This is a genomic window from Chitinolyticbacter albus (assembly GCF_024437655.1).
In the GTDB taxonomy this organism is placed as follows: Bacteria; Pseudomonadota; Gammaproteobacteria; order Burkholderiales; family Chitinibacteraceae; genus Chitinolyticbacter; species Chitinolyticbacter albus.
In genome coordinates, this window is the sequence record NZ_JANBVF010000001.1 from 178,031 (window position 1) to 200,028 (window position 21,998).

At 64.5% G+C, this 21,998-nt stretch carries 19 protein-coding genes; 11 read left to right on the forward strand and 8 right to left on the reverse strand.

All coding sequences use genetic code 11. The annotated features are described in order from the left end of the window. Positions 1 to 28 precede the first annotated feature (28 nt). The gene (locus NLI84_RS00880) at positions 29 to 1,081 is read right to left on the reverse strand and encodes an endonuclease/exonuclease/phosphatase family protein (protein WP_255987494.1); all 1,053 of its coding nucleotides are present in this window, start codon (positions 1,079 to 1,081) and stop codon (positions 29 to 31) included. A gap of 165 nt (positions 1,082 to 1,246) precedes the next feature. Here NLI84_RS00880 and NLI84_RS00885 point away from each other — a divergent pair, with 165 nt between their 5' ends. After that, positions 1,247 to 1,633: a DUF488 domain-containing protein gene (locus NLI84_RS00885; protein WP_255987496.1), complete on the forward strand. Its 387-nt coding sequence runs from the start codon at positions 1,247 to 1,249 to the stop codon at positions 1,631 to 1,633. A gap of 309 nt (positions 1,634 to 1,942) precedes the next feature. After that, positions 1,943 to 3,244, forward strand: a complete 1,302-nt coding sequence (locus NLI84_RS00890; protein WP_255987498.1) for a hypothetical protein — start codon at positions 1,943 to 1,945, stop codon at positions 3,242 to 3,244. Between the two features lie 177 nt (positions 3,245 to 3,421). Here NLI84_RS00890 and NLI84_RS00895 read toward each other — a convergent pair whose 3' ends face one another. The 5 genes from NLI84_RS00895 to NLI84_RS00915 form a co-directional block, all read right to left on the reverse strand. Beyond that, entirely contained in the window at positions 3,422 to 4,027 is a 606-nt protein-coding gene (locus NLI84_RS00895; RefSeq protein WP_255987499.1) for an acyl carrier protein phosphodiesterase, read from the reverse strand. Positions 4,028 to 4,103: 76 nt separating this feature from the next. Further along, positions 4,104 to 4,916, reverse strand: coding sequence for a carbohydrate ABC transporter permease (locus NLI84_RS00900; protein WP_255987501.1), 813 nt, complete (start codon positions 4,914 to 4,916; stop codon positions 4,104 to 4,106). Further along, positions 4,913 to 5,773 carry a carbohydrate ABC transporter permease gene (locus NLI84_RS00905; RefSeq protein WP_255987502.1) on the reverse strand — a complete coding sequence of 287 codons (861 nt, stop codon included), beginning with the start codon at positions 5,771 to 5,773 and terminating at the stop codon, positions 4,913 to 4,915. The genes NLI84_RS00900 and NLI84_RS00905 overlap by 4 nt, the downstream gene beginning before the upstream one ends. 99 nt (positions 5,774 to 5,872) lie before the next feature. Continuing rightward, the gene (locus NLI84_RS00910; protein ID WP_255987503.1) at positions 5,873 to 7,114 is read right to left on the reverse strand and encodes an ABC transporter substrate-binding protein; all 1,242 of its coding nucleotides are present in this window, start codon (positions 7,112 to 7,114) and stop codon (positions 5,873 to 5,875) included. A 141-nt stretch (positions 7,115 to 7,255) separates the two neighbouring features. Then, a complete protein-coding gene (locus NLI84_RS00915) occupies positions 7,256 to 8,269 on the reverse strand; it encodes a LacI family DNA-binding transcriptional regulator (RefSeq protein ID WP_255987505.1) in 1,014 nt (337 codons plus the stop codon). Positions 8,270 to 8,555: 286 nt separating this feature from the next. On the opposite strand from NLI84_RS00915, the gene NLI84_RS00920 reads away from it, so the two are divergent. Then, entirely contained in the window at positions 8,556 to 11,747 is a 3,192-nt protein-coding gene (locus NLI84_RS00920) for a glycoside hydrolase family 3 protein (protein ID WP_255987506.1), read from the forward strand. Between the two features lie 62 nt (positions 11,748 to 11,809). On the opposite strand, the gene NLI84_RS00925 is transcribed toward NLI84_RS00920, so the two are convergent. After that, complete coding sequence (locus tag NLI84_RS00925; RefSeq protein ID WP_255987514.1) at positions 11,810 to 12,154, reverse strand: hypothetical protein; 345 nt, start codon at positions 12,152 to 12,154, stop codon at positions 11,810 to 11,812. A gap of 156 nt (positions 12,155 to 12,310) precedes the next feature. On the opposite strand from NLI84_RS00925, the gene NLI84_RS00930 reads away from it, so the two are divergent. The 4 genes from NLI84_RS00930 to NLI84_RS00945 all read left to right on the forward strand — a co-directional run bounded on the left by NLI84_RS00930 (position 12,311) and on the right by NLI84_RS00945 (position 15,166). Continuing rightward, positions 12,311 to 13,042 (forward strand): pseudouridine synthase, encoded by a 732-nt coding sequence (locus NLI84_RS00930; RefSeq protein ID WP_255987516.1) that lies wholly within the window; start codon positions 12,311 to 12,313, stop codon positions 13,040 to 13,042. Between the two features lie 85 nt (positions 13,043 to 13,127). Then, positions 13,128 to 14,318, forward strand: coding sequence for a branched-chain amino acid ABC transporter substrate-binding protein (locus tag NLI84_RS00935; protein WP_255987517.1), 1,191 nt, complete (start codon positions 13,128 to 13,130; stop codon positions 14,316 to 14,318). A gap of 93 nt (positions 14,319 to 14,411) precedes the next feature. Then, on the forward strand, positions 14,412 to 14,576 hold the full coding sequence (locus NLI84_RS00940; protein ID WP_255987519.1) for a hypothetical protein: 165 nt from the start codon (positions 14,412 to 14,414) through the stop codon (positions 14,574 to 14,576). Positions 14,577 to 14,803: 227 nt separating this feature from the next. Then, positions 14,804 to 15,166 (forward strand): BspC domain-containing protein, encoded by a 363-nt coding sequence (locus tag NLI84_RS00945; protein ID WP_255987521.1) that lies wholly within the window; start codon positions 14,804 to 14,806, stop codon positions 15,164 to 15,166. A gap of 8 nt (positions 15,167 to 15,174) precedes the next feature. Here NLI84_RS00945 and NLI84_RS00950 read toward each other — a convergent pair whose 3' ends face one another. Further along, complete coding sequence (locus tag NLI84_RS00950) at positions 15,175 to 15,705, reverse strand: gamma carbonic anhydrase family protein (RefSeq protein ID WP_255987523.1); 531 nt, start codon at positions 15,703 to 15,705, stop codon at positions 15,175 to 15,177. Positions 15,706 to 15,786: 81 nt separating this feature from the next. On the opposite strand from NLI84_RS00950, the gene NLI84_RS00955 reads away from it, so the two are divergent. The 4 genes from NLI84_RS00955 to NLI84_RS00970 all read left to right on the forward strand — a co-directional run bounded on the left by NLI84_RS00955 (position 15,787) and on the right by NLI84_RS00970 (position 21,978). Beyond that, a complete protein-coding gene (locus tag NLI84_RS00955; RefSeq protein WP_255987525.1) occupies positions 15,787 to 17,823 on the forward strand; it encodes a M3 family metallopeptidase in 2,037 nt (678 codons plus the stop codon). Positions 17,824 to 17,978: 155 nt separating this feature from the next. After that, positions 17,979 to 19,697 (forward strand): M30 family zinc metallopeptidase, encoded by a 1,719-nt coding sequence (locus NLI84_RS00960; protein WP_255987526.1) that lies wholly within the window; start codon positions 17,979 to 17,981, stop codon positions 19,695 to 19,697. A 329-nt stretch (positions 19,698 to 20,026) separates the two neighbouring features. Beyond that, on the forward strand, positions 20,027 to 21,673 hold the full coding sequence (locus tag NLI84_RS00965; RefSeq protein WP_255987527.1) for a M30 family zinc metallopeptidase: 1,647 nt from the start codon (positions 20,027 to 20,029) through the stop codon (positions 21,671 to 21,673). After that, complete coding sequence (locus tag NLI84_RS00970; protein ID WP_255987528.1) at positions 21,673 to 21,978, forward strand: hypothetical protein; 306 nt, start codon at positions 21,673 to 21,675, stop codon at positions 21,976 to 21,978. Before NLI84_RS00965 ends, NLI84_RS00970 begins: the two co-directional genes overlap by 1 nt. Positions 21,979 to 21,998: the final 20 nt, after the last annotated feature.

A 21,998-nucleotide genomic window follows, 5' to 3' on the forward strand; every position in this document is an offset into this window, starting at 1 on the left:
CGCGGTCTTTTGCTTTTGGCACACTGGATCACTGCGGCCCCTGCCAGTCGAACCGTGCCCGCACGATGCCGTGATCGCTGGTGGAGCGTGCCGGGCCGTTCGGCCCCTCCTCCACCACATGGTCGTTCCAGATACGCTGGTCGTGGAACGACCATAACCGGTGCTTCGAATGGTCGTAGAACTGCTCGGACACCAGCACGTGATCCAGTTGCTCGCGCACGCCCTGGTGAATGTGCGAGTAAGCCACGTCTTGGAAATCGCCCAGCGCCTGCAGGAAGCTCACCGAATAGAGGCCGGCATCGCTGCTGATGCCGGCGCGGTGCGCGTAGTACTGGCGATAGGCCGGCTGGCCGGTGAGGATGGACAGCGTATTGGAGTGGTTGCCGTCGTTGAAATCGCCGATCACCGCCACCGCACGGTCGGTGCCCTTCATCAGACCGGTGAGGATCATGCGCAGCGCCGCCGCCTCTGCCGTGCGACGCACCGTCGACAAGGCCGCGCCCAGCGCGGCGCGATGTGGCTTCATTGCGTTGTCCTGCTGCTCGGGTTTGTCGAGCTGCGTCGCCAGCTTGGATTTCAGGTGGGTACAGAACACCTCGAGCTGGGGCGCGCCGGCCTCGGCCTTGCCGATGGTCAGTTGCAGCACGGTGCGCGAGAAGATGTCGATCTGTACATCGATGTCGTCGTCGGTACGGTGCGCATCGGCCCCCGCCTCACCGTGACCACGCTTGAGCAGCCGGAACGCCTCGGGGAAGCGCTTGTGCAGTTGCTGTCCCTTGACGACCCACGGTCGCTTCACTGCGGCAGCCACCGCGATGTCGTACCAATCGTTGGCGATGAAGCACAGCTGGTAGTCGGCAGCGAGGCCGCTGCGATCGAACAGGTCAACCAGCGCTTGGCGCGACCAGAGCTCCTGGAACGCGATCACATCCGCCCCCACCGCCTTGAGCAAATCGCCAGCCCAGGCCAGCCGCCGGGCATAGGATGCTTCGGTAAACGGCGCAGCGCCCGGATGGGTGGCCCGCCCCGGTAGCTGCAGGTTGTACAGGTTGAAGCTGGCAAAGCTGATGTCGTGCGGCATGGCAATGCTCCTGCGCAGAGGAAAGGCCCATCGTCATGCTAGATCGTTGCAAGGCGACTGCTGCCCGCTTGCATGCGGGCTGTCAGCCGACTGCAGGCGGATTGGCTGCTTGAACAGGGCTAGGGCGCTGACCGAAGATGACGTACGCCCCCGCAGGAGTTGCACATGACCCTACGCATCGTCCGCCTCGGCTCGCCGCGCCTACCCGGTGAAGGGCTGCGTATCGGCACCGTGCGCCGGCCGCCGCGCGGCGTGCCCAGGAGCGAGTTCGCCAGCCAGGACTGGTACGACGTCTGGTATCCCAACCTCGCACCCAGCGCCGAATTGGTTAAGCAGGCGCAGACGGCGGGCACGCCGGCCGAGTGGGCCGCCTTTGCCCGCCACTATCGCGCCGAAATGGCGACGCCCGAGAACAAGCACACGCTGGCTTTGCTGGCCGCGCTCTCGCAGCACAACGATTTCTCGGTCGGCTGCTATTGCGAGGACGAAGCACGTTGCCACCGTTCGATCTTGCGCGAATTGCTGGCCGAACACGGCGCGCACATCGTCTAGTCGGTGCCAAGCGTGCCAAGCCGGCGCGCCGTCGTGCCCCGCGAGGAAAAAAGCCCGCGCCCGGGACGATTTATACCCGGCCAGCGGCAGCGGCCATCCCGTGCGGATCAAGCAGGACGAGGGGGCGCCAGCCTTCGGAACGGTACCGAGCACTGGCATGCTTCATGCTGACTGAACTGGGACCATCGACACCGTCACGCGCTCCTGCAAATGCACCTCGCTTCAGGAGGGACGTAGCGTTCCGATGCCCGCCAGGCCACGCGCGCACCCGGTTGCCGCGCCTGGGCAAGACAAGCAGCGAGGACCGTCATGGACCCGAATCAACAGCGGCCGCACCCCGCAACACCATTGGGCGGCGGCAACCCATGGCCACGCGGACACACCGAGCAGCGCACGCGCCTGTCGCTGCCCACCACCGGTCATGGCCAGCGCAGCAATATGGGGCCGCCGCCGCAGCGCAGCACGCCGATGATGGATACCATGCCGGACAGCCCGCGCAATGCCCCCGGTTCCAGCTCCTCCACCTTGCAGCCGATCGGCCAGGGCTTCATGGCACCGCTGTCCGGCCAGACCACCGCGCCAGCCCAGTTCGCGCCACTGCCTGGCGCCAGCGGCGCCCACGGCGGCGGGCCGATGCCCATGGCTACGACCATGTCTGCCCCCCGCCAGGGTACTTCGCCCGGCCTGTCCTTATTCGCATCGCTGCCCGGCGCCGGCGGCGCCCATGGCGGCGGCCCCATGCCCATGACGTCGATGATGCCGGCTCAGAGCCAGTCCGGCGACGCCTCTACCCCCTTGTCGTTCGCCCCACAGCGTCGACACAGCCTGCGCCAGCAACGGCAGCGGGAGGCCCAAACTGCCGCCGCGCCCGACCCAAGCACCGTGCATTTCGGTCATGACACCAGCAGCATGGTCTGGGAGGCTCAGGGTGACTACCTGAGCGGCGGCGGCAGCGACCCCAACCTGCGCGAGGAAACGCGCGCTGCCATCCGCCGCAATTCAGTCAGCGGCCCGACGCTGAGCGACGTACTGCCCCCCTTGATGGCGCAACACGTCGGCGCGCACCAGGCATCGGGGCAGACGGTGAGCCAGGTGGATAACCGGGTGGCACCGCACCAGGGCGGCGCCTATCCCGGGGTGATGTTCACCAGTTCGTACGCGCAGTCGCTCAGCGGTCCCGCGCGGGACAAGCAGGAAAAGAAACAGACCCCCGAGCCCCGCAGCCCAGGCGCGGATACCGCCAGCGCCGGCCCCTATCACCGAGCCCACACGTCGCCCTACGACGTGGTCGGCGAAGCGAGCAATGCGGCCCTGACCGTGAGGGCCCCGCAGGCCGCCAACCTGATCGTCGACAGCCACATCGAGAACCAGGCACGCCAGCTGCAGCAGGCGGGGAACACCACGCTGGTGATCCGCGCCGATAGCCACAGTCACTCGTCGGTCGGGGTGCTGAGCCAGCCCTCCGGCGGCGGCAACTACACCTTGCAGGCCGCCACCTACCAGCGCCGGCCCAGTGGCTATGGCACAGCGCCCGGCGGGCCCGGCGTCAGCAGCTCGGGCCCGCCTGGCGGCCCACCACCTGGTGGCAGCAGCGGTCCCCCGGGAAAGTGAACGGCCGGCCCAGGCGAGGCTCGTGTCCGATTGCTTATTACCGCAGCCCCACCCGCTTGCCGGGGCGCAAAACGTGTCGCGTGGTGGGGTTGGGGCACAACACCTCGCCCAGGCAAACACGGCCCGTCACGAGCATCAACCAAGCCTCTACGGCGCCTGGTCCCGACCGGGTTGGCGCTACGGCGCTTCAGAGCCAGCGGTGTTACGCCTGCGCCATGCCTCGGCAAAGGCCCGTGCGTCTGGCAGAAACAGCGCGAAATCAGCGGCGAACCCGGCGTAGTCGCGCAATAGCTCTTCGCCGGCGCCAGCCAGCGAATTGGGCTGGCGCAGCCGCTGCGCCATGCGATCGAGCGCGTAGCCAACGTTAGCCGGATCGGCGTAGGACGCCAGCCAGTCGTACTGCCGCATATTCGGCAACTGCTGCGCCAGCCGCTCCGGTAGCGCATCGCTGCGCGCGGCGGTCTCGGCATAGGCCATCGCGGCGAAGTCGGTCAGCGGCAGGTGGTGATAGCGCGACCAATCGCGGGCGAGGAAATGATCGTAGTACAGGTCGACCATAATGCCCGCCACCCGCCGCCGCACCGGGCTGACGCGGGCGCGACTGGCCTGGAAAGCGGGATGGGTGTCGGCCCAGGCGTCGATCGCACGATGCAGCGCCACACCGGCCGCCAGATCAGGCGGCAGGGCGCCCGGCAAGGGTCCACGCACGAAGTCACCCATCAGCCCGCCGACGCGATCGGCGGCTTCGTCGCCGGCGAGGTAAAGGTGCGCGAGGTAGTTCAAGCAGTGCCCCCGTGGGCAGGTTGGATGGACATGCGCTGCAGGTGGGCGCCAGCAGGCAGCACAACAAGGCCCAGGCTCAGTCGCGCGGCACGCCCGCCATCATGCCGGCCATCATCTGCCGCGACGTGAACGCGAACAACAGCATCAGCGGCAACGACGCCAATGCCGCACCCGCCATCACCAGGCCCCATTCGGTATTGGTCGGATTCTGCAGGCTGCGCAAGGCCAGCGGCACCGTATACATCTCCGGGGTGCGCAACACAGTCAGCGGCAGGATGAAGTTGTTCCACGAGGATACAAACACGATCAGCGCCAATGTGGCGAGCGCCGGGCCGCACTGCGGCAGCACCACGCGGCGGAACAGCTGCCATTCGCTGCAACCGTCGATGCGCGCCGCATCCAGTGTACTCGTGGGCACGGTGCTGGCGATGTATTGGCGCATCAGAAAGACCCCCAGCGCGCACGCCGCGGTCGGCAGCCATAGCGCGCGCGGCGTATCGATCCAGCCCAGCGCGTCGATCAAGAGATAGCTCGGAATCATCGCCATATACGGTGGCAGCAGCATGCCGGCCAGCACCAGTGCAAACAGCACTCGACGCCCGGGAAAGCGGTAGACGGCGAAGACAAAGCCGGCACTGCTACAGAGCACCAGCGCGAGGATCGTGCTCATCGTCGCCACATAGAGGCTAAGCGCCAGGTTGCGCCAGAATGGCAGCTGCTCGAACAGCAACCGCAGATTGGCCCCCAGCTGGTCACCGAACCACAAAGGTGGCGCGGCCTCGAACAGTGCGCCCTTGCCGTGACTGGCGTAGACCAGCATCAGCCAGAACGGCAGCAGCATGGTCAGCGCGCCCAGTGCGATCACACCTCGTGCCAGCCAGCGCTTCATGCCTCCTCCCGCGAGCGCAGCAACCACAGCAACAAGGCCGAACCCACGGCGATCAGCGCCAGCAGCAGCCAGGCCATGGCGGCGGCGGCACCCAGATCACCGAATTCGAAGGCGTTGCGGTAGACGTAGATAGCGGCGGTCTGCGCCGCACCCGCCCGGCCGTCCTGCGCCAGAATCAGTGGCTCGTCGAACAGCTGCAGGCCGCCGATCAGCGTCAGCGTCATGCCAAAGGCCATGGTCGGGCGCAATTGCGGCAACGCGATGTGGCGAAATTGCTGCCAGCTGCCGGCGCCGTCGAGCGCGGCTGCTTCGAAATTGTCGCTGGGCAGCACCTGCAAGGCGGCAAGGTAGAGCACCAGGTTCCAGCCCAAAAAGCGCCAGAACACCAACAGCGCAACCACCCAGCGCGCAGTCTCGGGTTCGCTCAACCAGTGCACGGCCTCGGCGGGCAGCCATGCCCCAAGCAAAGGCCAGCCGCGCAAGGTCGCGAGCACCTGGTTGGCAAGGCCGGTATCGCTGGCGAACAGCGTGGAAAATGCCAGCGCCACGGCGACGCTGGACGTGACGAAGGGCAGAAAATAGATGCCGGACACCAACCGCTGACCGCGCCCGAGATGCCGCCACACCAGCCAGGCCAGCGGCAGCGCGATCAGATGCTGCGGCACGCCGCCGACCACGGTCAGCCAGGCGCTGGTGGCGAGCGTCTTCAGAAACCAGGGGTCGTCCAGCACGAAGCGATAGTTTTCAAGGCCGACAAACGTGAGCGCGTGCCAGCCCTCGGCCGGGTTCCAGCGACACAGCGACAGCCCGGCCGTGGCCAGCAGCGGCAGCAGCACGAACCCCGCAAACAGCAGCATGAATGGCGCGAGAAAGGCATAGGGCGCCAGCGCAAGCCGGCACGGGCGGCCGGCTGCCCTCTGCGGCGGGGAGGATACGGATACGGTGTGCGCCATCGCTCAGCGCCGCGCGCGACGCAGGATCTGGCGCTCGGCATCGGCCAGCGCAGCAGCAATCGGCTTGTCTTGATCCAGCACCAGGTCCAGTTCTGCGTTGACCATTTCCTCGGCCAGCGCGTCGTTGCGGTTCGCCACCAGCGCGGGTACGCGCAGCGCGCTGGCGCGCCACAGCTGCCACGCGCGCTGGCCACCCAGGAAGGCGACCGGCGTCTCAAAGAGCGGATCGTCCTGCGCGGCGAGCAAGGCGGGGAATGCCTTTACATCGTCATGCTTGAGCGCCGCCAGCTGAATGGCGCGATCGTGCGCCAAGAGCTGCAGCAACTCCCACGCCAGTGCCTTTTTCGTGCTGGCGCGTGGAATGGCGTAGAAAGACCCCCCCCAGGTGGCATGCGCGCCGGCCGGCATTGCCGTCACCCGCCACAGGCCGCGTGTCTGCGGCGCCAGCCAGGTTTCCAGGTGCCCCGCCATCCAGCTGCCGCTCGCCTGCGTCGCGATCCTCCCCTTACGCAGGGCATCGCCCCAAGCGGGGGTATAGGTGCTAACCCGCGCATCGAGCCCGGCCTTGCGCGCTGCGAGCGCAAGCTCGAACGCCTTGACGAAGCGCACCGAGCGTACCAGCGGTTTACCAGACCCATCGAAATACACGCCCTCGCCATCCTTGAGGCTGGCGCGCAGGTACAGATCCTTGAGGTCGCGCGCATGCGCGAACAGATAGGAACCCCGCGCCTTGAGTTTGCGCCCGGCCGCGAGATAGCTGTCCCACGTGCGCGACAGCTCGTCTTCGCCGACGCCCGCCGCGGCGAGCAGATCCTGCCGGTAGAACAAGGTGCCCGGCCCGATATCGACCGGCAGCGCCGCAAGCTGCTTGCCCGACATGGCCTGGGCCCAGGCATAGCGCGGGTAATCGTCCCGCCAGCGCCCGGCATCGAAGGGCGCAGCGGCCAGATCGGTCAGTGCGCCGGATGCGGCGAAACGCGCGATATAGCCGACCTCTATCCCCATCAGGTCGGGCAGGCCGCTGCCCGCGGCGAGCGCGGTGGTCATCGCGGTCTGGTGATCGGCATAGCTGCGCGTCACCAGCTTGATCGGTACATCGGGATGGCGTTGACGCCAGAGCGGCTCGACCAGCTTGATGACCCGGTCCAGATTGGGATAAGTGGCGACAACCAGGGCCTCTCCCGCCCAGCCAGCGGCAGCGGCGAGCAGCAGCATCCAGCCCGCCAGCATGCGATGCAGCATCATTGCAAACTCCTACAGGTGGTTCTGCGCGCCACCATGCGGTACGGCGATACGCGGGCGGTGCCCGCGTCCCTCCGGTGCCGGATATATCATCTGGGGCAGATCGGAGTCCGGCTCCCCGTCTGCTTGCGGGCCGGGGCCTCGTTAGGGTTGCGAGTACGCGCACGCGGATTCGCGTACGACGAGCTCCACCGACAAGCTCAGCTCGGGAGCCGGCTTGCCATCCATCATTTCAAGCAGCGCAAGTGCTGCGGTGCGGCCGATCTGGTACGCCGGCTGACGCACCGTGGTCAGAGGCGGCGTGCAATAGAGCGAGCCTGGCAGGTCGTCGAAGCCGACCAGCGACACCTGTTCGGGAACGGCGATGCCACGGCGATACAGTGCCAGCCGCGCTCCGGTGGCCGATTGGTCGTTGGCTGCGAACACCGCGGTGAATGCGGTCCGGCGCTCCAGCAATTGTTCGATCGCGGCGACCCCGCCCTCTTCGTTGAACTGGGCGTCGACGACGAGCGTCTCGTCATACGCGATGCCGGCGTCGTCCAGTGCACGGCGATATCCGGCCAGACGTGCGCGCGCGTCCGGATGCCCCTGCACCCCGGCCAGATGCGCGATGCGTCGGTGCCCCAGCCCGATCAGGTAAAGCGTGGCGGTATGCGCGCCCGCTTCGTGGTCGATGTCGAGCGAGAACACGCGCGGCGCAGCGAGCTGGCGGCCGGTGACCACCAGCGGCACACGCTCGGCGGTCTCCAGCAGGATCTCGTCGGGCAGCATGCCGGTGAGCACGATCAGCCCGTCGACCCGGCGATCGACCAGCAGCGCCACCCGCTCGATTTCGTCGGCCTCATTCCAGTGGCCGCTGACGAACAGCGGCGCGTAACCGGTATCGGCAAGCGCGGCCTCGATGCCCTTGAGCGATTCGCTGTAGAACGGACTGGCGATATCCTGGGTGACCACGCCCACCGTCATCGAACGGCCGCGTGCCAAGTTCTGCGCCATGACATTGGGCCGATAGTTGAGCGCGGCGATCGCGGCTTCGACGCGCGCTCGCTTGGCGTCGCTCACCTTGGCCGTGCCGTTGAGGATGCGCGAAACGGTACTGGGCGACACGCCGGCCTGGCGCGCGACCTGATCCAGCGTGGTGGTGGCTCTATCGTTCATGCCCGCATTCTCGTTACCCGCCTGACATTGCGTCAAGCCGGTGCGCGCGCTCGTTGCAGTCTCGCCGCTGGCACACGCCCCATCGGTGTGCACCACACACAGACAAATCGCACCATTTCAGCCGATCGTCATAATTTTTTGCACAAAACTTGCACAAATCATTCAACCCGTTGATATTTGAAAGCGCTTTCAATAAACAAAGTCGCAAGGCATCACGCTTGAGGGGTGACCTGCGCCCAACATCCGCCGTACATGTGTGCTATTCCAGCCAGGAGAATTCGAAACTATGAAACCATTACCATGGCGCTGGCGGCTCGGTGCCGCCGCGTTAGCCACTCTGGCCGTAGCCGGGTGCATATTGGAAGAACCCATATTGCCGCTTGAAGAGCTACAAGACTGGCCCCCCATCAATAGCGCAATCCCGAAAGACCCGGCCATCGAGGCCAAGGTCGATGCGCTGTTGGCGACCATGACGCTCGAAGAGAAAGTCGGGCAGATGACCCAGGTCGAGATCGCAGAAGTGACGCCGGACGAAATCCGCCAGTACCACATCGGCTCGGTACTCAACGGCGGCGGCTCCTTCCCCGGCCAGAACAAGGCGGCCACCGTCAATGACTGGCTGGCACTGGCGGACAGCCTCTGGACCGCTTCGATGGACCCGTCCAACCCCCACCAGATTCCGCTGATCTGGGGCACGGATGCCGTGCACGGTCACAACAATGTGCGCGGCGCGACGATGTTCCCGCACAACATCGGCCTGGGCGCCGCGCGCGCGCCCAACCTGATGAAGCGCATTGCGGAAGTCACCGCCCGCGAAGTGGCCGCAACCGGCATCGACTGGGCGTTCGCCCCGACGCTGGCCGTGGTGCGCGACGATCGCTGGGGTCGTACCTACGAGGGCTTCAGCGAGAACCCCGAAATCACGGCGGCCTATGGCGGCAAAATCATCGAAGGGCTGCAAGGCGCCCTGGCCAAGGACGCCCGGCCGAACGAGCGCGTCGTGGCCACGGCCAAGCACTTCATTGGCGACGGCGGCACCGACCAGGGCAAGGATCAGGGTGTGACCATCGTCACCGAGCACGAACTGCTCAATATCCATGCCCGCGGCTACTTCCCCGCGCTCAATGCTGGCGCGCAAACGGTGATGGCCTCGTTCAACAGCTGGCAGGACAAGGCGGCCGGTGAAGGCGCCAAGGCCTACAAGATGCACGGCAACAAGTATCTGCTGACCGACGTGCTCAAGACCAAGATGGGTTTCGACGGCTTTATCGTGTCCGACTGGAACGGCAACGGCCAGCTCACCACCGGCAACAGCAACAGCCCGCGCAATTGCAGCAACAGCGATTGCCCTGAAGCGATCAATGCCGGCATCGACATGGTAATGGTGCCGTATCGCGACGAGTGGAAAGCCTTCATCGCCAACACCATCGCCAGCGTGCAGTCGGGCGAGATCCCGCAGGCGCGTATCGATGACGCGGTACGTCGCATCCTGCGTGTGAAATACCGTGCGGGCCTGTTTACCAAGCCCAAGCCGTCGGCCCGCTTGGTCAATCACGAGATCGGCACCGAGGAAAACCGCGCCGTCGCGCGCGAAGCGGTACAGAAATCGCTGGTGCTGCTGAAGAACAACGGCAACGTACTGCCGCTGTCGCGCAAGGCCAAGATCCTGGTCGCGGGCAAGAGCGCCGACAGTCTGTCCAACCAGAACGGCGGCTGGTCGCTTTCCTGGCAGGGCACGGGCAACACAAACGCCGACTTCGGCGGCGGCACCACGCTGTGGGGCGCCGTGCAGAAGATCGCGCCCAATGCCGTGCTCGATACCAGTACCACCGGTGCGCTGGCCAACAACACGTTCGATGCGGCCATCGTCGTCATCGGCGAGACCCCGTATGCCGAAGGCCTGGGCGATATCGGCAAGACCAAGACCTTGGAACTGGCCAAGCTGCGCCCCGAGGACATCACGCTGATCGATGCGCTCAAGGCGAAGGGCGTGAAGAAGATCGTCACCGTGCTGTATTCGGGTCGACCGCTCTATGCCAACAAGGAGCTGAACCGCTCGGACGCCTTCGTCGCCGCCTGGTTGCCAGGTACCGAGGGTGACGGCATTGCCGACGTGCTGTTCCGCAACAAGGCCGGCAAGGTCAACGTCGACTTCAACGGCAAGCTGTCGTACTCGTGGCCAGGCGCGGCATGCCAGACCCCGCTCAACGTCGGCGACGCTGGCTATGCGCCGCAATTCGCCTATGGCTATGGTCTGAGCTACGCCCTGGGTGGCACCGTGGCCGCACTTGACGAAACCAGCGCCGATATCGGTTGCGGCGTGACCAGCGGTGGCGGCACGGCCGATACTCCGATCTCCTTCTTCGATCGCGGCAATGCCGATGGCTGGAACATGAAGGTAGCGGCGCCGTCCAAGTGGAGCGGCGTGGTCATCGCGCAGGCCAGCAGTGCCAGTACCTCGACGCCGAATGGTGAAATCACTGCCACCCCGGTCGACGACAAGAGCGGCATCCAGTGGAGTGCGATCAAGGCCAAGTGGAACAACGCCGAGGGTCAGCTCTATATCCAGAGCGCGGTCGAAGCCGAGACGCAGAACCTGCAGCCCTATCTGAACGCCGGCGGCGCGCTGGTATTTGATGCCCGCGTCAGCGTGGCGCCAACGGCACCGGTGAAGGCCCGCATCGACTGCGTCTACCCCTGCATCGGCGAGATCGACGTCACCACCGCGATCCAGGCGCTGCCGGTCGGCAACTGGACCGAGGTCGCGATTCCGCTGCAATGCTTCGCCGACAAGGGCACCGACTTCACCGCGATCAACACGCCGCTCCTGATCTACAGCTCGGGCCAGTTCGAGCTGTCGGTGGGCAATGTGCGCTGGGAGCCGAACCGCGCCGGCAACGTGCCGTGCGATGGCGCCAGCGCCGATCCGGTCACCGTGCTCGATGCCCCGCGCGACGTGTACGTGAACGGCATCGCGGACCCGGCGCTGTTCGACGTACCGGGCAGCTGGTCGTACGGCAGCGGCAGCATCGCACTCAACGCCAATTTCGATGACGCTGGCGAGAAAGTGGTCGATGTGACCTACAACGGCTTGAAGGAAGGCGGCGGCAATGGCTCCATCTTCTTCCCGGTGAAGTCGCCCAACCTGTTCGACGTCAGCGCCGTCGCCGCCACCGGTGGCGTGCAGTTCGAACTGCGGGTGCTCGACTACGGCGGCAGCACGCAGCCGTTCTGGGTGAAGCTCGTCTGCGCGCGCAAGCCCGACACCTGCCGCACCGGTGATCTGACGACCCTGGTCGGCCGCCCGGCGCTGGGCGTGTGGACCACGGTGCAGCTGCCGTTCTCCGGCCCTGGCTACGACGCCAGCTGGAATCCGGCCAAGCTGAGCTCGGTACTGGAAATGCTGCCTGCCTGGGATGACCAGGCCGGGACCATCCACTTCCAGATCCGCCGCGTGCGCATGCTGACTCAGCTGTAACCCGCGGGTATTCGCCCAAACCAACGGCCCGCTGCAAAGCGGGCCGTTGGTTTTAGTGCCGATCAATCGTCATCGCGGTGACGGTCGCGATGCCGGTAGCGCGGCGGTTCGCGGTGCCTATCCCAGCCATAGTGATGGCCGCGCGGATGAGCGTGATGGCGCTTGTGCTCCCAGTAGCCATCACGCCAATACGGTCGTGGCTGATGGTAGTGGACCCAGCGGCCCGGCACCCAGACATAGTCGATCCGCGGCGGTGGCACATAGACCACATGCGGGGGAGGCGGGTACGGATAGCCCAGGTGGATGTCCACATCGACCTGGGCACTGGCCGGCGCGGTCCATCCCAGCCCGATTGCCGCCCATGCCACCAGTAGCGCGTGCCTGCCAAAAGCTAAGTGCGTTTTCATGCCTAGTTCTCCTTGAACTGGTGGGTGTCTGTGCACCCATGCGGCATCAACGCGGCCCATTCACTGGCCGATGACACGAATGGTGTGAACGGCATCACTGGCATGCGTGGGCGCGGCGCGGCAGGCAACGCTGCACCGTGCGGGTATCATCGCGGCATGACCGCCCTGCCCCTGCTCTACTGTGATGACTACCTGGTTGCCGTGCACAAGCCTTCCGGCCTCCTGGTGCATCGCACCTCGCTCGATGCGCACGAAACGCGCTTTGCCATGCAGATGGTGCGCAACCAGCTGCGCCGCCGCGTCTACCCGGTGCATCGCCTCGACAAGGGCACATCCGGCGTGCTGCTGTTCGCGCTCGATGCCGATACCGGGCGCCAGCTGTCCTCGCTGTTCGAGCAGCGGCGCATCGACAAGGATTACCTCGCCGTGGTGCGCGGCTGGCCCGATGTGGCCGGTGAGATCGATCACCCATTGGAGCGGCGCATCGACGATGCCGAGGCCTGGGGTGGCCCGATGCCGACCGGTGCGCAGGAGGCGTTCACCCGCTATCGGCGCCTCGCCACCGTCGAGCTGCCCTGGGCCATAGACCGCTATCCGCAGAGTCGTTACGCGCTCGTGGCACTCAAACCCGAGACCGGACGCCGCCACCAGTTGCGACGGCATCTGAAGCACATCAGCCATCCCATCATTGGCGACGCCACCTACGGCAAGGGCCGGCACAACCGCGCTTTCGCCGAGGCCTTCGGCGTGAGCCGGATGCTGCTGGCCTGCACGGCGCTGACGCTGCCCCACCCGGTTACCGGCGTGCCCTTCACCGTGCGCTGCCCGCTGGCGGACGACTTCCAGCGCGTGATCGATGCGCTAAGCTGGACCATCGCCGCGCCCTGATGCGCGCCGCCCGGACTATCCCCAATGGTCGGGTTGGCGACGCGCGGCACAATCGCAGCCACAACCACACGACGAGGTGCTGAGCATGATGCGAGCGACGATGGCCCTGGCCTTGGGCACCGCGCTGTTCCTGACCGCTTGCGGCAAGCAGGCCGACCCGAACACTGCCTCGACCCCTGCGGCAGCGGCCGCGCAAGGCGGCGCGCGGGAAGTCAGGATCGGCTTCGCCGCACCGCTCACCGGCAACCAGGCGCATTACGGCAAGGGCTATCAGAACGGCGTGCAGCTGGCGATCGACGACGTGAACGCCGAAAGCCCGAAGCTAGGCGGCCAGGCGGTGCGGTTTGTGCTGATCGCCGAGGACGACATGGCCGATCCGCGCGCCGCAACGCAGGTTGCGCAAAAATTCGTCGACAGCAAGGTGGCCGGCATCATCGGCCACTTCAATTCCGGCACCTCGATTCCGGCTTCCAAGATCTATTCGGATGCCGGCATTCCCCAGATCGCCATGGCCACCGCGCCCGCCTACACCCAGCAGGGCTTCAAGACCACGTTCCGCTCGATGACGTCCGACACGCAACAGGGCTCGGTAATGGGCCGCTACACGGTGCAAAAGCTGGGGGCGAAAAAGATCGCCATCATCGACGACCGCACCGCTTACGGCCAGGGCCTCGCCGACGAATTCGAGAAATCGGTCAAGGCGGCCGGCGGCGAGATCGTGAAGCGCGAATACACCACCGACAAGGAAACCGACTTCTCCGCCATCCTCACCGCGATCAAGGCCATCCAGCCCGACCTGATCTTCTATGGCGGCACCGACACGCAATCGGGCCCGATGGCCAGGCAGAAGAAGCGCCTGGGCATGACCGCGCCGCTGGTGTCGGGCGAGATGACGCGCTCCGAGACCTTTCTCAAGCTCGCCGGCCCCGAGGCAGAAGGCACGATCGCCTCGCTCGCCGGGCTGCCGCTGGAGCAGATGCCGGGTGGCAAGGCCTTCGAGGCCCGCTACAAGGCCAAGTACGGCGAACTGGAAATCTATACCCCGTACGGCTACGACGCGGCGCGTACGCTGACCCAGGCGATGAAGAACGCCGATTCGGCCGATCCGGCGCGTTATCTGCCCGAGCTTGCCAAGATCCTGCACGCCGGCGTCACCTCGGGCAATATCAGCTATGACGACCATGGCGATCTAAAGGACGGCGCCATCACCGTCTACAAGGTGGTGAAGGGCCAATGGACGGTATTGGAAACCGTAGGCGGCCAGAGCGCGCCATAAAGCGGCGCCGACTCGTCACTTTTGGGTGCGATCACGCGCGCCATCGCACCAGCTGCTTTACAATTGCCCCTTTACCAACCAGGACACGCCGCCATGACGATGAAACGCACCGAGCTGGAAAAGCGCCGCGGCCTCAAGATCAACAGCAAGTTCAAGACTGCCGCCGTGCCGGATCGCTACGGCCAGAGCGGTGACACCCAGAAACTAGGCCTCAATCCGCTGGTCGCCAAGCTCTTGGGCCAGACCAAGCCAGACTGAGTCGCCCGGCGCCCGTCGGCAGGCCGTCGGTGATGGCCTTCAGGCCACGCTAAGGCCCGGTCTGCCACGATCCACGCCCGCGCGATGGCGATGGCAGAAGCACGCCGATCTCAGCCTGCCTGCCGCGCGACGCTGCCACTGCTAGCGCGCGCCTCCCGCGAAAATCCCGGTTGCATCGCCACCATTCATCGCCAATCCTGTATGAGTGCTGACTCCTGCCGACAACGATGAACCGCTACGTATTGCTGCTTGTCGCCGCTGCCCCCGTCACGACCTATGCAGCGGCGTCCCCTCAACCTGTCATCCCTGATGTGGCGCGGTGTTACGAGCGCCTGCTGGAGCGCGTACCCAAGCGCACGCCTTACACCAGCATCCTGGCAAGCGAGACCCAGCTTGCCCGCGGCCGCGTGGAGCGCTGGCAGGACCCGTTCTCGTCACGTATCACGCAAACGGTTCAATCCCGCGTCGTCATTCCCGGCACCGGCTGGCGCGAGCGCACCGAAGTCCCGCTCTGGCTGAAATGCGGGCTCAATAATGGCCAGATCGTGACCTGGGAGGTCGAGCGCCGGGTCAGCCAGCAACCCGGCTGATCGCAGTTTCAGGCGTCGCGATACTTCTGCATCAGCCGCACGTAGTGCGCGGCCGAATAGTTGAAGTGCGCCAGTTCCTCGCCGCTGAGCCGCCGCACCGCCTTGGCTGGCCGCCCCACATAGAGCCAGCCCGATTCCAGCACCTTGCCCGGCGACACCAGCGAGCCGGCACCGATCATCACGCGGTCCTCCACCACCACCCGGTCGAGCACGATGCTGCCCATGCCCACCAATACTTCGTTGCCTATGGTGCAGCCATGCAACATCACGCCGTGACCGATGGTGACGCGCTCGCCGAGAATGAGCGGAGCGCCTTCCGGATCGTCCGGCCGCTTGTGCGTCACGTGCAGTACGCTGCAGTCCTGCACGTTGGAGTCGCTGCCGATGCGAATATGGTTGACGTCACCGCGGATCACCGCGCCCGGCCACACCGATACATTGCTCGCCAGTACCACATCGCCGATCACCTGCCCCGCCTGGTGCACCCAGGCGCCCTGCCCCAGTTGCGGCACGATGCCGTCGAATTTCTCGATTGCCATTAGACTTCCCCATATCCAGCTTGAAATGATGCGCCCCGGCGCGCATCTGCATGATTAACGCATTCTAAACCGAGACCGACGATGACCCAGGCCAACCCGCTGCTCGCCCATACCGATCTGCCGCGCTACGACGCGATCCGCCCCGAACATGTCAACCCGGCGCTCGATGTGCTGCTGGACGAGGCACAGCAAGCGGTCAAGGTGGCGGAGGCGGCCGGCCCCGGCTGGGATCACTTCGTTACACCGCTGGAGGGCGCGCTGGAGCGACTGAACCGCGCCTGGGGCACGGTTGCCCACCTCGAGGCCGTCGTCAACACGCCCGAACTACGCGAGGTCTACAACGCCAATATTGCGCGCATCTCCAACTTCTACACCGACCTGGGGCAGAACGAAGCGCTCTACGCCGGCTGGAAGCAGCTGGCCGCCAGCACCGAATTCGCCGGCTTCGATCGCGCACGGCGCACCATCGTCGAAGATGCATTACGCGACTTCAAGCTCGCCGGCGCCGAACTGCCCATCGAGCAAAAGGCACGCTACAAGGCAATCGAGGAACGCCTGTCCGAGCTGACCACGCGTTTCGCGCAGAACGTGCTCGATGCCACCGATGCCTACGGCCACTACGTCATCGATGAAGCCGAACTTTCCGGGCTGCCGGACGACTGGAAGGCCGCGGCACGGGCCGCCGCCGAAGCCGATGGCCAGACCGGCTGGAAAGTCACACTGAAGATGCCGAGCTACTACCCGGTGATGCAGTTCGGTGTGCATCGCCCGCTACGCGAGCAGCTTTACCACGCCTATGTGACGCGCGCCTCCGAATTCGGCCCGGCCGAGCGCGACAACACCCCGCTGATCAACGAGATCCACACATTGCGCCAAGAAGCTGCGCAGTTGCTGGGTTTTGCCAGCTATAGCGAGCGCTCGCTCGCGACCAAGATGGCCGATACGCCCGAGCAGGTGCTGGGTTTCCTGCGCGATCTGGCCGCACGCGCGCAGCCACACATGCTGGCCGACCGCGCCGATATGGAGCGCTACGCGGTCGAAACGCTGGGCTACGACCAGTTGCAGGCCTGGGACGTCGCATTCGTCTCCGAGCGCATCCGCGAAGCCAAGTACGCCTTCAGCGAGCAGGAAGTAAAGCAGTACTTCACCGAGCCCACCGTGCTCTCCGGCCTCTTCCACCTGATCGAGCAGCTGTACGGCCTGCGCTTCGTGCGCGCCGACGCGCCGGTCTGGCATCCGGACGTGGCGTTCTATCAGCTGGAAAACCTCGACGGCTCCGAAGTCGGCGGACTCTATCTCGATCTATACGCCCGCGAAGGCAAGCAGGGCGGCGCGTGGATGAACGACGTGCGCGGTCGCCGCCGCCTGGCTGATGGCCGTCTACAAACGCCAGTCGCACTCATCGTCTGCAACTTCGCCCGCGGCGTCGAAGGCCGCCCGGCGTTGCTGCCGCACGACGACGTAATCACCACCTTCCACGAAATGGGTCACGCGCTGCACCACCTGTTGACCGAGGTCGACGAGCTGTCGGTATCGGGCATCAGCGGCGTCGAATGGGACGCGGTAGAACTGCCCAGCCAGTTCATGGAGAACTTCTGCTGGGAATGGCAGCTGCTGCCCAAGCTGACCCACCATGTTCAAAGTGGCGAGGCCCTGCCGCGCGCACTGTTCGACAAGATGCTCACAGCCAAGAACTTCCAGAGCGGCTCGGCCTTCCAGCGCCAGCTCTATTTCTCGATCTTCGACATGGCGCTGCACGGTCGCGTCGACGCACTCGCGGTGCAGGCACTGGCCGAGGACATCCAGCGCGAGCTGGCCATCCCGCTGCCGCCGGCGTACAACCGCTTCCCGCAAAGCTTCAGCCACATCTTCGCCGGTGGCTACGCTGCCGGGTACTACAGCTACAAGTGGGCAGAGGTACTCTCGGCGGACGCCTATGCCGCATTCGAGGAAGCCGCCGCCCACGGCGGCAATGTGATCGATCCGACGGTCGGCAAGCGTTTCCGCAGCGAGATCCTTGCAGTCGGCGGCAGCCGCCCCGCCGCCGAATCGTTCACCGCCTTCCGCGGTCGCGCACCGCAGATAGACGCGTTGTTGCGGCACAATGGCTTGGCGTGAACAGCGCATGAAAACAGCCACGTCAAACAACGTGGCTGTTGTTGCAAATACACTACGGAAACAAGCAAAAAACTTACAAATAAACTCAGGGAAAAGAGAGACATTTATGCTTGTGAGACCTGTTCTTCAGCACGTTCAACTCACAAGCTCTGGCAATGAATCTCAAATCACTCCTTGCGTTAAGCAGTCTCTTCCTTCTTGCTGCCTGTGGTGGAGGCGGAGACTCATCCGGCGGACAAGGCGATGCACCACGCCCTACGCCTTCACCGACTCCTCCAGCAATCACAAGCATCGAAGGCGCGTTCCAAGTCGCATGCACCGGCGCCTCGTGCGGGGCGCTTTCTCAGAACGATTACTCGGGCACCGGAGTCGGTATCTGGCGCTATGTCAATACTGGGACGTCCTACGTTGGCGTGCCGTTGCAGCTCAGCAACGTGGCAGGGAAACGCCTTACTTACATCTACACGAATACCAAGAGCACTCGGGTATTGATGCCGAGTATCTCCTTGCAGCCCATGGGGTTGAACGTCATTGATGCTTCGCAAGCCATCGCCGCTCGGCGTATCACTCCTCGAGATACAAACCGAATTCCGGAAGGCGTACGTAGCTTTCATCGTCTACCGAGCCTGCGCGCTCCTTCCGCCAGTCGCAGCCCCACCGCGCCCGGAGCGATCCCGCTACAAGCGCTGCTGGGAAGCTCTCGGTCATGGTATGTGGATGACGGCAAAGGGGCACGCACAAGCCGCACTGCAACACTACAACGTAAACTGACCGCAGCCGACGGCAGGGTCATCAATTTCTGGGTCGAGAATGGCGAATACGGGAATGGCCGGATCTCCGCCGCGCAACTCGATCAACTCTCGGCCAAGTTCGCCACAGGTAGTGATGCGGTATACCCGATGGTGACGGGCATCGCAGGAGCAGCTTGGGGGTCTCAGCCTTACGTTGACTTGCTAAGCGCCCAGCAGGAAATGGATATCGTATTTGTCAACTTTGACCGTAACAACCGCCCGTATGGATTGCTCGGCTATTTCTGGTCGTTACACAATTTCTTGCGTGACGCGAACGATCCGGATCTTAAATACAGCAATCAATCGCTGTCTTTCTATATGGATAGCGAAACGCTTTATCTCACCAAAGATGCGAACGGCAACCTAACGGATCAGGGACTCAAGGAGCAGATCAGCACGCTCGGCCATGAATTGACCCATATGATCAACTTCTACCAGCGCAGCGTGCTGATGTATGAAAGCTCGACCGGTCGCGACTTCAGTTTCGATACATTTCTGGAAGAAATGTCGGCCATGATGATGGAGGACTGGGTTAGTCTGCGCCTGGACGCAAGCTTTAACACGATTCGTGACGGCCGCTTTCCAGAATGGCTCGCCAATGCTGCGTATAACTGCGATCTGACCCGCTGGATAAATGAAACGAGCAATACGTGTTTCAGCTACAACGTCTCAGGCAGTTTCGGCGGCTTTCTGCTAAGGCAATACGGCATGGGCTTTTATCAAAACCTGCTGCGCAATCGCGACTCGACCGATTCGCTAGCGATGCTCGACAACGCCATACGCTCGATCGATCCAGCGACGGGATTGGATAGTGCGCTGGTGCGCTGGGGAACCAGCATCGCCTTGCTTCCCGCCACCACCTCGCCGGTCGGGTATGCCTACCCGGAACAGCTGATCGCAGGATATCTATTGCCTGCCCTCAACGGGCCAGACTACATCGATGACCGCATCCTGCCGCGCACCGTACCGACTTACCTCGAAGGTTATGCCCATTTCCCGCTGGAGCGTCATCCGGTCGGCGCAAGCTATTCCGAGGTGATCCCCGTCCCTCCGGGTGTCACGCTCTCCGTAGTGGCTCAGTAAGGGAATGGTTATCCATTTATCCGACATACGGCCACGAGTGAACTGACGGCGTAAGACAACAACAGCCGAAAAGCCAGGGCTGAGCCTGCTGTTGACGCTCTATGAGAATTACGGCTTTAGCCTCTCAGGCGTATCAAACCCAGCGACAGCGGGCCGCTTGTGCCACCAGCCTCCCCAACCATGCAAGTGGGAGGCTGACGCCAACCAACGGCAGGCACTTGGCTCGCGCTTTTCGGTCCGTAACTTGGTCTAGGCTAACGGCATCCGATCGATCCTGTCCTAAAACGGAACGGCTCATGAAACCCTGCATGAAATGTCATGGCTTCTGGATGCTTTCGCTACTGTTCGCAATCGCCATGACCGCCTGCGGCGGTGGCGGCAGCGGTAGCGATGTGGTCACCGGCTCGCCAACGACACCGACCCCGGTGGCTCCAACTCCCATCCCGCCGCAAGCGCTCGCAGACAACACCTTTGGCGTTGACTGCAATGGTAGCGACTGCGGCGCCAGCAACCTGCAGTATTCAGGCAGCGGCGTCGGTTTCTGGCGCTACACCAACACCAGCGCCAGCCATACCGGCGTGCCGGTCAACCTGATGGATGTCGCCGGGCGCACCGTCACGCTGGTCTACACCAACCAGAAGGCCACGCCGGTGGCCATGCCGCCGATCACGCTGTCATTGCTGCAGCGCTCCCCCCGCCGGGCGCAGCAGGCACGGGACGATGCCGCCCAACCGGTCAACCAGGTACCGGACCAGATCCGCGAGTTCAACCGCAACCCGCCGATCAATCGGGCCGCACCCAGCATTCAGCGCAGCGTTTCCAAGGCAGACAAGCCCGCTGCGGCCATCGTCGGCAACACCCAGCTATGGAATGTTCATGTCGACCAGATGGAAACCCGCTCCGCCACGCTGCGACGCAAGCTCACCGCCAGCGATGGCCGCACCATCAACTTCTGGGTCGAGAACGGCGAATACGCCAGCGACCGGCTGACCGAGGCCCAGCTCAACACCATCGCCAGCGCGTTCAGCAGCGGCAGCGATGCGATCTACGGCATGGTCACGGGCCTGGCCGGCGCGCCATGGGGCACCCATGATTTTAATGACCTGATCGGTCCCAACCAGGAGCTCGATGTCGTCCTGGTCAATTTCGATCACGACAACCAGCCCTATGGCCTGATGGGCTATTTCTGGAGCTACAACAACTTCAAGCGCTCGGCGAGCACGCCGCAAAGCAACGAATCGCTATCGCTCTACCTCGATACCGAAACCGTCTATCGCACCACCGGCGAGACGGGGCTCAAGACCCAGCTCAATACGCTGGCGCACGAGCTCACGCACATGATCAACTTCTATCAGCGCGGGGTGGTGATCGACAACACCTTCGATACCTTCCTCGAAGAAACCACGGCGCTGATGATGGAAGACGTCGTCGGCCTGCGCGTCGATCCGGACTACCACCCCATCCGCGACGGTCGTTTCCCCGACTGGCTGAACCAGGCGGGTTACAACTGCAACCTGACCAGCTGGGACGACGACCCGGGCTCGGACTGCTTCAGCTACAGCGTGAACGGCAGCTTCGGCGGCTATCTGCTGCGCTATTACGGCGTTGAGTTCTACAAACAATTGCTGCGCAACGACAGCAGCAGCAACTCCATCACCTTGCTCGATACCGTGATTCGCAACGTCGGCGGGTTGGGTCTGGCGGATGCCGTGCGCCGCTGGGGCACCAGCATTGCGCTGCTTCCCACCCCTGGCACGCCTTCCACTTTCGGTTATCCCGAACGGATAGACAGCGGCTATACGCTGCCGGGCATCCATGGTCCTGACTACCTGGCCGATCGTGTACTGCCGTCGTCAGTGCCGACCCTGCTGCAAGGCTATGCGCATTTCCCGGTGGTGCGCACGCCTACCGGCAATACCTACAGCGAAACCATCAGCGTGCCGCCCGGTACCACGCTGACTGTGATCGTCCAGTGATGACGATCCGGACCACGCTCTCGCTGCTGTTCCCCGCCCTCCTCGTCGCCTGCGCCACGCAGGCGGCGGGCGAGTCCACGCAGTTGACCGGGCAACTGCTGCTCAAGGGCAACGCGCCACATGTCAGCGTGGTGCTGGAGACCACCGACCGGGGTCGTTGGGAGTTATTGGGGCTGAGCGCCGAGCAGCGTGCCAGCTGGCAGCGCCAGACCGTCAAGGTTCGCGGCAAGGTGGTGCGGCCCGCTTCGGCGCAAGGCCTGCAGCTACCTCAGTTGCAGGTCGACTCCGTCGCTCCGGCGCAGTAGCCGTCCAAAACGACACACCC